Source organism: Kaistella sp. (genome assembly GCF_049588135.1).
In the GTDB taxonomy this organism is placed as follows: domain Bacteria; phylum Bacteroidota; class Bacteroidia; order Flavobacteriales; family Weeksellaceae; genus Kaistella.
Genome location: NZ_JBAVFG010000198.1, coordinates 1 through 15,112 on the forward strand (window position 1 = coordinate 1; position 15,112 = coordinate 15,112).

Here is a 15,112-nt window from a genome sequence, read left to right on the forward strand (position 1 = left end):
CAATAAAGTGATTTCTGTTGCGAAGAAAGATATTTTCCATTTGGTAAGAAAATCTTTATTGCTAACAAGAGCAAATCAAACCGCAGAAAGACAAAATCTTCAAAAGAAATTTGATGAAGTTTTCACTTTTGAAAAAGATAATTATTCTTCACATTTATATTCTCAATCTCAATGGAAAGCTACGAATGTAAAAGAAATTGCACCAATTTTTTCTGATGCTTCAGAAACCGTTGACGGCAGAGTTGTGGTAAGAAATAATTTTGATCAAATTTTCAGTAAATATCCAGAAACTTTAATTTTTGGTGAAGATACCGGGAACATTGGTGATGTAAACCAAGGGTTAGAAGGACTTCAGGAGAAATATGGTGAACTAAGAATTGCAGATACCGGAATTCGGGAAGCGACCATTCTTGGACAAGGAATCGGAATGGCAATGCGTGGTTTGCGACCAATTGCAGAAATCCAATATCTCGATTATATATTATATTGTTTACAGGGAATGAGCGATGATTTAGCAACCGTTCAATACCGGACAAGAGGCGGACAAAAAGCACCATTAATTATCAGAACTCGTGGTCACCGTTTAGAAGGAATTTGGCATTCAGGTTCTCCAATGGCGGGAATTTTGAATCTTTCCAAAGGAATTTTGGTTCTTGTTCCTCGTAACTTAACGAAAGCTGCAGGATTTTATAATACCATGCTTCAAAGTGATGATCCCGCTTTAATTATTGAATGTTTGAACGGTTATCGTTTGAAAGAAAAGCAACCCGATAATTTAGGAGAATTCACCGTTCCTGTCGGGAAAATTGAAGTGACCAAAGAAGGAAAAGAGGTGACTTTGGTAACGTACGGTTCGACTTGGAGATTGGTAATGGAAGCTGCTGCAGAATTAGAAAAAATCGGTATTTCAGCGGAAGTGATTGATATTCAATCATTAATTCCTTTCGATTTAAGTCATGAAATTTCGGAAAGTGTGAAGAAAACCAATCGACTTGTAATCATCGATGAAGATGTTGAAGGTGGCGCTTCTGCGTTTATTCTTCAGCAAATTTTAGAAAAACAAAAAGCATTTAGATATTTAGATTCCGATCCGTTAACGATTTCGGCAGAAAATCACCGTCCACCCTATGGAAGCGACGGCGATTATTTCAGCAAACCAAGTGTTGATGATATGGTAGAGAAAATTTATGGATTATTTACAGAAACAAATCCAGCGAAATTTCCGAAGATTTAGTAGGTAGTTGATTATTAAATAATTAATTATTCGTTTTTATATTTATCTAAAATATATTTCGAAACCTCTTTCAAAGTTTTTCCTGTTGTAGGATTGATACCATAATGGGTGAAAAATTCTACTTTTTTATTGGTTTTAGCGTACCACACTTTTCCTAGAGCATTTTGTTCTGTTAAAGTGTCGGGACGTGTAATCTTCCGCAATTTCATGAGGTCGTCTTTTCGTTGTTCCACATGATGATCTGAAATTATTTCATCACAATAAATGGGAATATATTCTTCATTATTCCAATACATGCATTCTTTTTCTTTTTTTTGAAGAACGTTTTTTGCGGTGGCCACTTCTTTCGGTTGTTGAGGAATATGAACTATTTTTTGAATAGATTCGATAGGATATTGAGCGACTTTTTCTGTAGGAATTGGAATAATCTGTGAATCAATTTTGGGTTTTGATTCCTCTATTTTATTGTTAAAATAATTATTCTTTTGAAGAAAAAACCCTGTACCAAGTAGAACTCCAATGATTCCAAAACTTTGGCTGTGTTTTGAAACAAATTCCGGCAAGGTGAAAATTGGACTGTTTGTTATATTAATAATGATTTCCGAAATTTTATTAGTTTGAAGTATTTCCTCATTTCCATTGATATTCACTTTAATATTTGAAGGAATATCTGCTAAAGACCTTTTCGCACAGAAGTCTTTAAAATCTTTTTCTCCCAAATAATGACTCAAATCATCTAGAATGACGGGTTTTATATTATAATCTTCATTTTTTTCTACCAAAAATTTATAATAAGTTTCAAAAGTCTTATAACTTAATTGAATTCTAAAATCATCTCTCAACGTGTTTTCCAAATCTTTTAAAATTGCACTAAATGCAGTTTCAGTGGTTTCTTTTTTGGCTTTTTCAAAGACTTCAAAAACCAATCTTTTTTTCGCAGATAAAAATATAGACATACGTTAGATTTTATTTAGATATATACTTTAAAAGTACTTTTTCAGTGGGTTTAAATTTAATGATTTAAAACTTTCCAAATACTTTCCAAATACTTTCTAATAGAAGGACTATTTACTGCAATACATTTGTTTCAGAAATCAGTGATAAAAAAGACTTTTTAAAGAAAAGTTAAAAAGAATGATTTCGAAATGTTCTGATAGAACGGAAGACCAATCTCTGGTTTGGGAAGCAGATTTTTCTCTTCCGTTTTAGAAGATCATTACTTCCCAAAAATTTAAGAAGCGCTTCTTATTTCATTACATGTGGCTCTACCCAAGACTTGTGTTTATGGGCAACTACAGAAATATTTAAACTTAAATTTTTTTTAAAATGTTACAGATTATTTTAATGTTTTTAGGATTTACATTTCCTAATAACAGTGCAAATATGCAAAATTTCAAGCAAGATGTGCCAGTGATTATCCAGTCAACCAATCATTCACAGTTTGATACAGGTGGTGAAGACGGACAAGTGCCGCCTCCAAAAATATAAACTTATTCACAGGAAACAGCGAAAATTAATTTTTCGCTGTTTTTTTATTTAACTTTGAATTATATTTTAAAAATTGAAACTAAATTACTACCTGTTCGCCCTGTTATTCATCTCCATTTCCTGTACTAAAAAAGAAGCTGTACTGAAAAAAAGTGATAATAAATTTTACGATAAAGCCTATGAATTTTTAGAAAAAAAGGAAAAAGACAGCGCTTTTATTTATTTTAATCTCGCAAAAAATGCATTTCTAAAAGATAATGATTCTGCAAGAACCGGAAACTGTATTGTGAATATGGCTGTTATTCAGGCCGAAAACGGAGACTATTTTGGGAGTCAGGAAACTTCTTTGGATGCGATACAATATTTAAACGTTCATGAAGAAAAATTGCATCCCGTCATTTATTCGAATTATAATAATTTAGGAATCGTCACGAAAAATCTGAAAGAATATAAAAGAGCCATTGGCTTTTTTGATGATGCCATTAAATATTCAACTTCTCCCATAGAAATTACCACTTGTTTAAACAACAAAGCCAATTGCTTTAGGCATTTAAAAAAATACGACAAAGCAATTACTATTTACAAAGCTGTTTTTAAAAATATTGATCCTCAAAATGATAAAAAAGGCTATGCCAGAGTGGTCGATAATCTGGCTTACGTAAAATTTCTTCAGAATCCGGCTTACCAAGCAGAAACGGAAATGAATTTAGCTTTACAAATTCGGGAAAAGGAAAATGATTTGTGGGGACAGAATGCGAGTCAGGCGCACTTATCTGATTATTTTTCAGAAAAAAATGCTGCAAAATCTCTCTTTCATGCACAGCAAATGTACGAAATCGCTAAAAAGATTGACAGTCCGGATGACGAAATCGAGGCTTTACAAAAATTGGTCAAATTAGAAAATCTTGAAAATTCTAAAAAATATTATTCCTTGTACGTCAGTCTCAATGACAGCTTAACAACGGTTCGAAATAAAGCGAAAAATCAATTCGCCTTGATCCAATATGAATCGGAAAAAAACCGGGTGGATTTTTTAGATGCGAAAGCACAAAATATAGAAAAGAGTTATCAGGTTTTCAAAAGAAATATTGCCTTGGGAATTAGTTTGTTGGTTCTGATTTTAGCTGTGTTTTGGTATCAAAAAAGAAAAAAAAGATTGCAACAGGAAAAAGATTTTGAAGTGAAAAGTACTGTTTTAAAATATTCAAAAAAAGTACATGATGTTGTATCCAACGGTATTTATCAAGTCATGTCAGAAATCGAAAACAGTTCAGAGCTCGATAAAAATGGATTGCTCAATAAACTGGAAGTGGTTTACGAAAAATCACGTGATATTTCTTACGAAAATTTGACAGGAAATCCCGCTATTGACTTTAAATTACAGATCTCTAATTTGGTGAAATCTTTTTCCTCAAAATCTGTAAAACCTATTATGATCGGAAATGAGGAAGAATTATGGGCGGATATTCCGCAGAATTTAAAAAATGAAATTTCAGTTATTCTTCAGGAACTCTTGGTCAATACCAAAAAACACAGCAAAGCGAAAAAAATATTTTTAAAATTTGAAATCATCGCAAACCATCTCCAGATCGATTATTCTGATGACGGAATTGGTCTTGGAAAAACCATTCAAAAAAAAAATGGCTTGCAAAATGTGGAAACCCGTATTTTTTCTCAAAAAGGAAATCTTATTTTTGACGAAATAATTGAGAAAGGAACAAAGATTACGATTTCCTTTCCCTTAAAAAACGGATAAATGTTTCAAAAAATACTAGCTGCGGAAGATTTTGAAAGTGCGAGCATTTCTGTACAGAAATCCTTAGATAATTTAAAAATCCCAAACAAAAATTTTGTTCATTATTGTGATGAAGCTTTTCAGCTGCTTAAAAAAAGTGTCGAAGAAAATGAACCATTTGATTTGCTGATTACGGATCTCTCTTTCGAAGAAGACTTTAGAAAACAAAAAATTAATTCTGGTCAGGAACTCATCACCGAGTCACGAAAATTAATTCCTGGATTAAAAATCTTAGTATTTTCCAGTGAAAAACGACCTCAAATTATAAAAGAACTTTTCAATGATTTACAAATTGACGGATTTGTAAGCAAAGGCAGAATGGATGTTAAAAATCTGAAAACAGCAATTGCTGTAATTTCTGAAGGTCAAAAATACCTTTCCCCGGAAAACCGTATTCAGCTTAGAACTACAGATACCATCGAACTGACTTCGGTTGAATATTCCATTCTAAAATTGCTTTCGGAAGGCGTTCTGCAAAAAGACATGACCGAAATTTTAAAGAAAAAATCGCTAAAACCCAATAGTTTAAGTTCTGTTGAAAAAACTTTAAATTACCTCAAAGAAAAGTTTAAGGCCAAAAGCAACGAACATTTAATTGCAATCTGCAAAGATTTGGGAGTGCTGTAAAGATCTTTTTTCACATCCATTTCTCTTATTTCTTCCTGTTTTCAAAAATAAATTCGATTTTTAATGAAAAATTTTCCTGTTTTACGGTTTCCCGTAAGGAAGTTTTGTTGTGTTGTTTTACTTTTGAGGAAAATAAAAAAGCAATAAAATTTTCAAGACACCGAAACTCCAGAGAACGCAAATTTCTGTACAAAAACACAATTTTATTATAAGCAGGCTGAATCTGGAGTTGATGGTGAATAATTTAAAATTTATCCCGTAATTTTTTCTTCAATGTTGTTTATTCTGGTGAAAAACTAAAGGTATTTAATTCCTCGATATGCTTTAAATATAAATCGCAAAATTTTCCGTAAATTCGCATCAAATTTTTAAATAATGAACTACGATATTATTGTCATTGGGAGTGGACCTGGTGGATACGTTACCGCAATCAGAGCGGCACAATTGGGTTTCAAAACTGCCATTATCGAAAAAGAAAATTTAGGCGGAATTTGCTTGAACTGGGGTTGTATCCCAACCAAAGCATTATTAAAATCTGCACACGTTTTTAAATATTTGCAGCAAGCTGAGCAATATGGTTTAAATAAAGTAGAAAATCCAGGTTTTGATTTTTCTAAAGTAATCCAGAGAAGTAGAGGAGTTGCCACTAAAATGAGTGGTGGAATCGCTTTCCTGATGAAGAAAAATAAGATTGATGTCATCATGGGAACTGCCAAAGTTCAAAAAGGAAAAAAAGTTGCCGTTACCGATAAAGATGGAAAAGCGACAGAATATAGCGCTCAACATATCATCATCGCAACTGGTGCACGTTCCAGAGAATTGCCAAATCTTCCACAAGATGGAGTGAAAGTAATCGGTTACCGACAAGCGCTTAATCTTCCGGAACAACCAAAATCGATGATTGTAGTAGGTTCAGGTGCCATTGGAATTGAGTTCGCTGATTTCTATAACACGATGGGAACAAAGGTGACCGTAGTAGAATTCATGCCAAACATTCTTCCTGTTGAAGATGAAGATACTTCAAAACACGTAGAAAAATCTCTGAAAAAATCAGGGATTGATATTATGACCAATGCTTCCGTAGAATCTGTTGATACTTCAGGAAACGGCGTGAAAGCAACCGTGAAAACGGCTACAGGAAACATTACTTTAGAAGCAGATATTTTATTGTCTGCTGTTGGAATCGCTTCGAATATTGAAGGTCAAGGTTTCGAAGAAGTTGGGATTCAAACCGATAAAGGAAAAGTTTTGGTGAACGAATGGTACGAAACATCTGTTCCAGGATATTATGCGATTGGTGATATTTTGGCAACTCAGGCTTTGGCACACGTTGCTTCCGCAGAAGGAATTACCTGTGTTGAGAAGATCAAAGGACTTCATGTAGAAAAGATTGATTATGGCAATGTTCCGGGATGTACTTATTGTCATCCAGAGATCGCATCTGTTGGTTTAACTGAAAAACAAGCGAAGGAAAAAGGCTACGAACTGAAAGTGGGTAAATTCCCTTTCTCAGCTTCCGGAAAAGCGACTGCAAACGGAGACACCGATGGTTTCATCAAAGTGATCTTCGATGCGAAATACGGCGAATGGCTCGGTTGTCACATGGTCGGAGACGGCGTTACCGATATGATTGCAGAAGCAGTTGTGGCACGTAAATTAGAAACCACAGGTCATGAAGTTTTAAAAGCAATTCATCCACATCCAACGATTTCAGAAGCCGTGATGGAAGCGGTTGCTGCAGCTTATGGCGAGGTGATTCACATCTAAACTCAACGAAATATTTACATACAAAACTCCAGTGTTGAACTGGAGTTTTTTTTATTTGGGTGGTGTCTCTTTAAATTATAATCCATTCAAAAATAAACTTGCATTTTTAAAATAGTTGATCCTGCTTATACCTGAGAATTACAGCGATATTTTAAAGTAAGATCCGATTTTTTTGTTGAAAAACATTGAATTAATAGGGCAAAGTAGAGAGTTTTTGCAGGACAAACTTTCAAAGCTTTGTCTGAAAGTTTCACTTTCGAGGTGTATACTCGCATAAAATCTGATAAAGCTATAGAGAAAAATCACTATTTTAGAAAGCTTGAATTCCGATATTTTAACAAAAACGGTTTAGCAAAATTAGCAAAAGAAAAAATACACGAACGTTTCAATATTGCATTGAAATTTAATTGCTCAAAACTTCTGAAACTAAATTGAATTTAGGAACTTCTATTTCTAACGTTTCATTAGTAAGTAAATTTTTACAAATAAAAACACCTGACATATTCCCAACTCCTGAACGCAATAGTACATTTGAAAAATAAGTAAAACTGTCGCCGGGTTCAATAATCGGTGTTAAACCTATCACGCCTTCCCCAGCTATTTCGGTAAAACCGAATCCCAAATCAAAAATGAGCCATTTTCTACTCATTAATCTTATTGCATCTCGACCTAGGTTTTCAATGGTGATATTATAACGGAACACAAAACGATTCTCAACAGGAAAACTATTTTTGATATCGTATTGGGGAACGACGGAAACTTTAATATCGAAGGTAGTGGTAGAAAACATTTACTAAATTTTGAATGAATTAATACAAAAATCCCGCCTTTTTACAACGGGATTCATATATTCTAAAAAAAATTGAATAATTTTTAAAGTTCTAATGCTTTTCTTTCGTCGCCGTTCATTAAAAACTCTACAGGATTATCGATCGCTTCTTTCACCGCTACCAAAAATCCTACTGATTCTTTACCATCAATAATTCGGTGGTCATAAGACATCGCAACGTACATCATCGGACGAATTACCACTTGCCCGTCAATCGCCATCGGTCTTTGAAGAATATTATGCATTCCCAAAATTGCAGATTGTGGTGGGTTGATAATTGGAGTTGACATCATGGATCCGAAAGTACCACCATTGGTTACGGTAAATGTTCCGCCCGTCATTTCATCAACGGTAATTTTACCATCTCTTACTTTTTCTGCCAAAGATTTAATGTTGGCTTCAACCGCTCTGAAAGTCATGTCTTCTGCATTTCTTAAAACCGGAACCATCAAACCTTTTGGTCCAGAAACCGCAATGGAAATGTCGCAGAAATTGTAATTTATTTTGTAATCTCCGTCGATAGAAGCATTTACATCAGGATACATTTGCAATGCTCTGGTTACCGCTTTGGTAAAGAAAGACATAAATCCTAAACCAACGCCGTGTTTTTGGGAGAATTCTTCTTTATATTGTTTTCTGATTCTGAAAATTTCTGACATATCAACCTCGTTGAAAGTCGTCAACATCGCCGTTTCGTTTTTCACGGAAACTAATCTTGCAGCTATTTTTCTTCTTAAAACTGAAAGTTTTGTAGTGCTAGAGCTTCTAGAACCATTGGTTGATGACAAAGATCCCATTGCAGGGACAGAAGCCGTTTCAGCATCTTCCTTAGTAATTCTGCCGTCTTTGCCAGAACCTGAAACCTGAGCAGCGTCGATTCCTTTTTCGTCTAAAATTTTCTTTGCTGCTGGAGAGGGAGTTCCTGTTGCGTAACTTGTTACCACTGGTTTTACTTCCACTTTTGAAGCTTCCACTTTTACTGGTTCTGCTTTAACTTCTGCTTGTACAGGAGCTGAGCCTTCCGGTTTTGAAGCAGAGGTATCGATCAAACATACGACTTGTCCTACTTCTACTACTTCACCTTCTTCTGCTTTCAGCGTGATGGTTCCGCTTTCTTCAGCTGGTAATTCAAGGGTTGCTTTATCAGAATCTACTTCTGCGATGGGTTGATCCTTCTCTACATAATCGCCGTCTTTTACTAACCACGTCGCGATTTCAACTTCGGTGATCGATTCTCCCGGTGAAGGGACTTTCATTTCTAATATTGACATCGGATATATTTTTTATTTTTTGTTTATTAATTTAATGATCTTAAAAACGATTCTGGAATAAACTGTTTAAGAATCGGAATTTGTTTTTTTTCTATTACGGTAAACTTCCAATTTTTCAAATCTGAAGAATTTGCAATTGCTTCTTTTATAGTTCTCACTTCAAAAACATCTGTACTTTCATTATAATCTACCTGCCCGTAACCAAATTCTGCCTGTAGTGCTGAAAGCAATTGTCCTGACTTTAGACCAGGCATATTGAACTTCATTTCTAGATTTTGTTTGTAACTTAATTTAACGAAAGAGTTATTCTTATCTTTTATTATTTCGTTACTTACCATAATCTCTTTTGGTTGATGAATTTTAAAATCAAAATCTTTCGAGTTGAACATCTGATTCATCAAATCAATGATTTGTTCTTTGGGGAAAATTTTCAAAAAATCTTCATTTCCATAGATATCAAGTGCTTTATCAAAGTTTTTATTTTCTATTAAAGTACAATAATCTCTAAACTGACTTTCGATATCAGATTGGATATTCTGCGAAAAAGCCAAGATAGAAAATGAAATACATAAAAATAGAAACACTTTTTTCATCTTTGAAACTAAGCAGTTACTGGCCTTTTTGCAGGCTCATCATTTCTATCAAATACTCTATTGATTAAACTATTTTGATTTTTTTCAAACATTTTATGACTTCCTGGTGCTGGTGAACCACTTGGTACTGGAGCAATAACCTGAATTCCTGTATCTCGGAAATTTCTTAAAATGTAACCCCATGCACCCATATTCTCTGGTTCCTCTTGAACCCAAAGCAAGTGTTTTCTGTTGCTGTATTTCGCAAAAACCTCATCGATTTTATCTTGCTGAATCGGATACAACTGCTCCATTCTTACCAAAGCAATATTTTCGCAATTTAATTCTTCTTTTTTAGCTAAAAGTTCATAATAGATTTTACCAGAACAAAGGACTAATTTTTCAACTTTTGCAGCATTTGCAGTTTCATCATCGATGATTGGCTGGAATTGTCCGTTTGCTAAATCTTCAATGGTAGAAATTACTTTTGGATGACGCAATAATGATTTTGGCGTCATTACTACTAAAGGTTTTCTGAAATTCCATTTCATTTGTCTTCTTAACAAATGGAAGTAATTCGCAGGAGTTGTTGCATTAGCCACTACGATATTTTCGTTGGCACAAAGCCCTAAAAATCTTTCTAATCTTGCGGAAGAATGCTCTGCACCCTGTCCTTCAGATCCATGCGGAAGTAGCATCACCAAGCCGTTTTGAAGTTTCCATTTTTCTTCTGAGGCTACCAAATATTGGTCGATGATAATCTGAGCACCATTTACAAAATCACCAAACTGTGCTTCCCAAATGGTTAAAGTATTGGGTGAAGCCATTGCATATCCATAATCGAAACCTAGCACCCCATATTCTGAAAGATGCGAGTTATAAATATCGAAACGATTTTCTGAAATATGTCTTAATGGAATGTATTCTTCTTCGGTATCTTCCGTTTTTACTAAAGCATGACGATGTGAAAAAGTTCCTCTTTCCACATCTTCCCCGGAAATTCTGATATTGTTTCCTTCGGTAAGCAATGTTGCATAAGCCAACCATTCTCCTATCGCCCAATCAATAGTATTTCCTTCAATCGATTTGATTCTATTTTCAAAAAGACGGGTTACTTTATTAATGAATTTTTTGTCGCTGGGTAAAGTTGACATTCTTATGGCTAAATCCTTTAATTCTTTAGCATTGAATTTAGTATCAACAACATTAAAAACCGCTCCTTTTGATGACATTGGCAAATTCTTCCAATCATCTGCCATAAAAGGATCCATGGTGTTTTTTTCAATTTCTTTCGATGCATCAAAATCTGCATCCAAAAGTTTCTTGAAAGAAGTTTCCATATTCTTCAAAACCTCATCAGAAAGCATTCCTTCTTTGATGAGTTGTTCTTTATAAATTTCTCTTGGGTTGGCATGTTTTGAAATTGATTTATACAAATTAGGTTGTGTAAATCTCGGTTCATCACCTTCGTTATGTCCGTATTTTCTATAACCCAAAAGATCGATATACACATCTTTACCAAACTGCGCACGGAAATCAGCTGCGAAACGGATCGCGTGTACAACCGCTTCTACATCATCTGCATTCACGTGCATTACTGGCGATTCTGTTACTTTAGCAACATCTGTACAGTAATTAGAAGAACGAGCATCTAAATAATTGGTAGTAAATGAAACTTGATTATTGACAACAATATGCACTGTTCCACCCGTTCTGTATCCTTCCAAAGTCATCATCTGCGCAACTTCGTACACGATACCTTGTCCAGCAATTGCGCCATCACCATGAATGATGATTGGTAAAACCTTTTTGAAATCTTTGTATTTGTTATCCACTTTCGCACGGCAAATTCCTTCTACCAAAGCAGCAACCGTTTCTAAGTGAGATGGGTTTGGCGTCAAATTAATGGATACCTCTTCCCCATTTTCAGTTTTTATAACTTTAGAAGAACCTAAGTGGTATTTTACGTCACCTGAAAACACATCTTCTTCAAATTCTTTCCCTTCAAATTCGGAGAAAATTTGCTTGTAAGATTTACCGAAAATATTGGTTAGAACATTTAATCTACCTCTGTGCGCCATTCCTAAAACAACTTCATCAACCCCTAATTGTGAAGAACGAGTAATTAACTGATCCAAAGCAGGAATCAACGATTCGCCTCCTTCCAGAGAGAATCTTTTTTGTCCTACGAATTTGGTATGAAGATAATTCTCAAAAGCAACAGCCTGATTGAGTTTTTCTAAAATTTCTATTTTCTCAGCAGCATTTAATTGTGGATGGTTTTCATTCACCTGCAACCATTCTCTAATAAATTTACGCTCCGTAATATTATTAATGTGCATATATTCCACGCCAATAGATTCACAATAAATCTTATTGAGGTGATTAATAAGCTCCTGAAGAGTTGTTGCATTTGGAAGACCTGTCGTTATGGCAGAATTAAACTTTCGGGATAAGTCAACTGCGGTTAGACCAAAATTTTCAATAGCTAAAGTTGGTTCGTAATGCCTTCTTTCTCTTACCGGATTTGTTTTTGTAAAGAGATGACCACGATGTCTGTAAGCTTCGATCAGATTGAGAACCTGAAATTCTTTCTGAATATCTTCAGGAATCTGACCATTAGCAGAAGCTTGGTTAGCCAACTGCACCGGTGTCGGAACTTTTGACGGTTCAGAATTTCTCCCAAAATCATCACCATATGCCTCTAAAGCGAAATCGAATCCCTGGAAAAATGCTTTCCAGGAAGGCTCTAACGAATCGGGGAACTTTAAATATTGTTGGTATAAGTCTTCTATTAACTGCGAATGCGCGGCATTTAGGAATGAAAATTTGTCCATTATTTACAAATTATCTGTTTATTTTTATTTAAAGAACAAATTTAACAAAAATAAGTGAAGTACTAAAGCCTTAAAATGGTTAAAAAGCTGATAACGACAAATTATTTGTAAACTGGTAATGATAATTTCATAACCGTTTTATTATCAGTCGTTGGCTCTTCTAAAAAAGTCTGCTGCAAATCACCAATTCTCAGGGTATCGTGTTTTGCTTTTGTTAAAAGCTGCTGAATTGCTTTCACCCGACCGTCGTAATTCCCTTTATAGAAAATCACATAATATCTGGAACTATTTAAAGTTCTAAAACTGAAATTATTATCGGTAATTGTTTCTTTTTTCGAAACTGGGACTCCATAGAAATAAGAGACTTCTTTGTCTTTATAATTATCAGCATCGGTAATTAAAATTGGCTCGCCATATTCATCGTCTTTTTTACCCAAATCCATTTTTACGTAGTTCATCACTTTGTTATGATTGATGACAATGTTTTTGAAAAGAGCGTCTTTTATATTTTTCGTGGTCACATTAATACCCATAAGCAGTTGACTATCTTGTTGCTCAACGATGAGACTGTCGAATTTTAAACTTTCAAGCTGGGTTTCTTTATCTACTTTATTTTCTAAAACGTGATAAAGATTTTTCATACTTTTATCAATATTATTGACCCAGAAATTTTCTGAAATCAAATTCAAGGATCTCTTTATAAAAGATTGTTTTGGAGTATGGAAGTACCAAATAATTTTGGTTTTATCATTTTCAGAAATAAACTTAAGATCGATTTGGTAGGGTGTATTTTTTCTACCTTCGAATAATTGGTATTTAAGAGTGTGTTCAGGATTTTCATAGCGAATAAAAATATCGCCATAAATGTCTTCATCCTTTCTATCGCGAAAACTCATTGCACTTCCTTCTCCTTCATAGGGTGTAAAATATTGCAATGACAGGTTTTTATTATCAGTAAAAAAGGAATTCCATCTGGTAAAATTCTGCAGATTATTAAATTGTGGAAATACTTTTTCTATAGGATAATTAATTTCTTTTTCAATGGTAAAATTTTTTTTTTCCTCCACGAAAATCATCGAAACGGTATATACTGCTCCGAAAAACAAAACGATAATAATTCCAAATTTTAACCAACGCATGCGGCAAAAATAGGCAAAAAGACGCGCAAAAAAAACACGGTAATAAAAATAATACCGTGACTTTTATCTGAAACCGAACACTTCTAAGAAATCTGAGTTCCAGGTACAATTACTGCATTCTTTTTTATCACAACAATTCCGTCCTTAATCGAATGGGTCTCGAAATCACCATCAGCCAAATGTTGACCACCAATTATTCTTACATTATCGCCAATTCTACAATTTTTATCGAGAATTGCTTGTTCGATATAACAATATTTCCCGACTCCCAAATTAGGAATACCATCATTATCATTTGAAACAATTTCTTTAGTGTCTTGATAAAAATCCGCACCCATCACATAGGAATTCATGATGGTACTTCCCCTATCAATACGGCTTCGGTTCCCAACAATTGAATTTTCTATTTTATCTGCCATTATGATGCAACCATCGCCAAAGATGGCTTTGCTCACATAAGAACCCAAAATTTTTGAGGGCGGCAACATTCTAGCTCTTGTATAAATTGGAGATTTGCTGAATAAGTTAAATTTCGGAAAGTCCTTGGTTAAATCTAAATTCGCATCGAAAAACGACTGTATCGTTCCAATATCTGTCCAATAACCATCATATTGAAAACTCAAAGTTTTATATTTTCCAATCCCATTAGGAATTAATTCACCACCGAAATCATCACCAGTATCTTCATCAAACATTCTCTTCAATCCATTTTTATTAAAGACGTAGATTCCCATTGAGGCAAGATATTCTTTACCTTCTGCTTTATTTTTTTCTGACACTTCAGATTTCCAATCATTTAATACCTCACCAGACGGTTTTTCTACAAATGAAGTAATATTTCCTTCTTCATCAGATTTCAAAATACCAAATCCTGGAGCATCCTTCGCATTTACGGGAATCGTTGCAATGGTAATATCTCCCTTATTTCGACAATGAAAATCGATCATTTCGCGAAAATCCATTTGATAAAGCTGGTCTCCGGAAAGAATGAGAATATACTCATAATCATATTTATCCAAATGTTTCATCGATTGGCGCACTGCATCTGCTGTACCCTGGTACCAAGCATCACTTTCTATGTTTTGTTCTGCTGCTAAAATATCTACAAAACCTTTACTGAAAGTATCGAAATGGAATGAGTTCTTGATATGCGAATTCAGGGAAGCAGAATTAAATTGGGTCAACACTAAAATTCGGTTGAATCCAGAGTTGAGACAATTGGAAATAGGGATATCTACTAATCTGTACTTCCCGGCAATAGGGACTGCCGGTTTTGAGCGTGTATTGGTTAAAGGTGACAGTCTGGTTCCTCTCCCTCCACCAAGAACAATAGAAATGACACTGGGTTTCATATAGATGTTGTTTAATAGATTACTAAATAATGCCACTTAACAATATTACTATTTTTCCTTAACTAATCAAAATAAAACAGAATGATTGATGCTACTATTCTTAATTTTTTGTAATAATTCTATTGTTCGTTTTAATTCCTAAATTACTAAGTAAATTATTTTAAAAACATATTTTTAACCGCAAAAGAGGCAAAATAATTG

Annotated in this window: 12 protein-coding genes; 5 read left to right on the forward strand and 7 right to left on the reverse strand. The window is 34.2% G+C overall.

Going from position 1 to position 15,112, the window contains the following annotated elements:
• A partial coding sequence (locus tag WBY99_RS10890) for an alpha-ketoacid dehydrogenase subunit beta (protein ID WP_423976360.1) occupies positions 1–1,234 on the forward strand: 1,234 nt, incomplete at its 5' end.
• A 26-nt stretch (positions 1,235–1,260) separates the two neighbouring features.
• Here WBY99_RS10890 and WBY99_RS10895 read toward each other — a convergent pair.
• Positions 1,261–2,190: a hypothetical protein gene (locus WBY99_RS10895; RefSeq protein WP_423976361.1), complete on the reverse strand. Its 930-nt coding sequence runs from the start codon at positions 2,188–2,190 to the stop codon at positions 1,261–1,263.
• Between the two features lie 370 nt (positions 2,191–2,560).
• Here WBY99_RS10895 and WBY99_RS10900 point away from each other — a divergent pair, with 370 nt between their 5' ends.
• From WBY99_RS10900 to lpdA, 4 genes are all read left to right on the forward strand, one after another.
• Positions 2,561–2,722, forward strand: a complete 162-nt coding sequence (locus tag WBY99_RS10900; protein ID WP_423976362.1) for a hypothetical protein — start codon at positions 2,561–2,563, stop codon at positions 2,720–2,722.
• Between the two features lie 73 nt (positions 2,723–2,795).
• Positions 2,796–4,478, forward strand: a complete 1,683-nt coding sequence (locus WBY99_RS10905) for a tetratricopeptide repeat-containing sensor histidine kinase (RefSeq protein WP_423976363.1) — start codon at positions 2,796–2,798, stop codon at positions 4,476–4,478.
• Positions 4,479–5,144: a response regulator gene (locus tag WBY99_RS10910; RefSeq protein WP_423976364.1), complete on the forward strand. Its 666-nt coding sequence runs from the start codon at positions 4,479–4,481 to the stop codon at positions 5,142–5,144.
• 375 nt (positions 5,145–5,519) lie between these two features.
• On the forward strand, positions 5,520–6,911 hold the full coding sequence (gene lpdA / locus WBY99_RS10915; RefSeq protein WP_423976365.1) for a dihydrolipoyl dehydrogenase: 1,392 nt from the start codon (positions 5,520–5,522) through the stop codon (positions 6,909–6,911).
• Positions 6,912–7,314: 403 nt separating this feature from the next.
• On the opposite strand, the gene apaG is transcribed toward lpdA, so the two are convergent.
• From apaG to WBY99_RS10945, 6 genes are all read right to left on the reverse strand, one after another.
• Positions 7,315–7,701, reverse strand: a complete 387-nt coding sequence (apaG, locus tag WBY99_RS10920; RefSeq protein WP_423976366.1) for a Co2+/Mg2+ efflux protein ApaG — start codon at positions 7,699–7,701, stop codon at positions 7,315–7,317.
• A gap of 83 nt (positions 7,702–7,784) precedes the next feature.
• Complete coding sequence (gene odhB, locus WBY99_RS10925) at positions 7,785–9,011, reverse strand: 2-oxoglutarate dehydrogenase complex dihydrolipoyllysine-residue succinyltransferase (RefSeq protein ID WP_423976367.1); 1,227 nt, start codon at positions 9,009–9,011, stop codon at positions 7,785–7,787.
• Between the two features lie 26 nt (positions 9,012–9,037).
• The gene (locus WBY99_RS10930; RefSeq protein WP_423976368.1) at positions 9,038–9,604 is read right to left on the reverse strand and encodes a hypothetical protein; all 567 of its coding nucleotides are present in this window, start codon (positions 9,602–9,604) and stop codon (positions 9,038–9,040) included.
• Between the two features lie 8 nt (positions 9,605–9,612).
• Entirely contained in the window at positions 9,613–12,420 is a 2,808-nt protein-coding gene (locus WBY99_RS10935; protein ID WP_423976369.1) for a 2-oxoglutarate dehydrogenase E1 component, read from the reverse strand.
• 101 nt (positions 12,421–12,521) lie between these two features.
• Positions 12,522–13,559 carry a polyketide cyclase gene (locus WBY99_RS10940; protein WP_423976370.1) on the reverse strand — a complete coding sequence of 346 codons (1,038 nt, stop codon included), beginning with the start codon at positions 13,557–13,559 and terminating at the stop codon, positions 12,522–12,524.
• 83 nt (positions 13,560–13,642) lie between these two features.
• Positions 13,643–14,911, reverse strand: coding sequence for a glucose-1-phosphate adenylyltransferase (locus WBY99_RS10945; protein WP_423976371.1), 1,269 nt, complete (start codon positions 14,909–14,911; stop codon positions 13,643–13,645).
• Positions 14,912–15,112 lie beyond the last annotated feature (201 nt).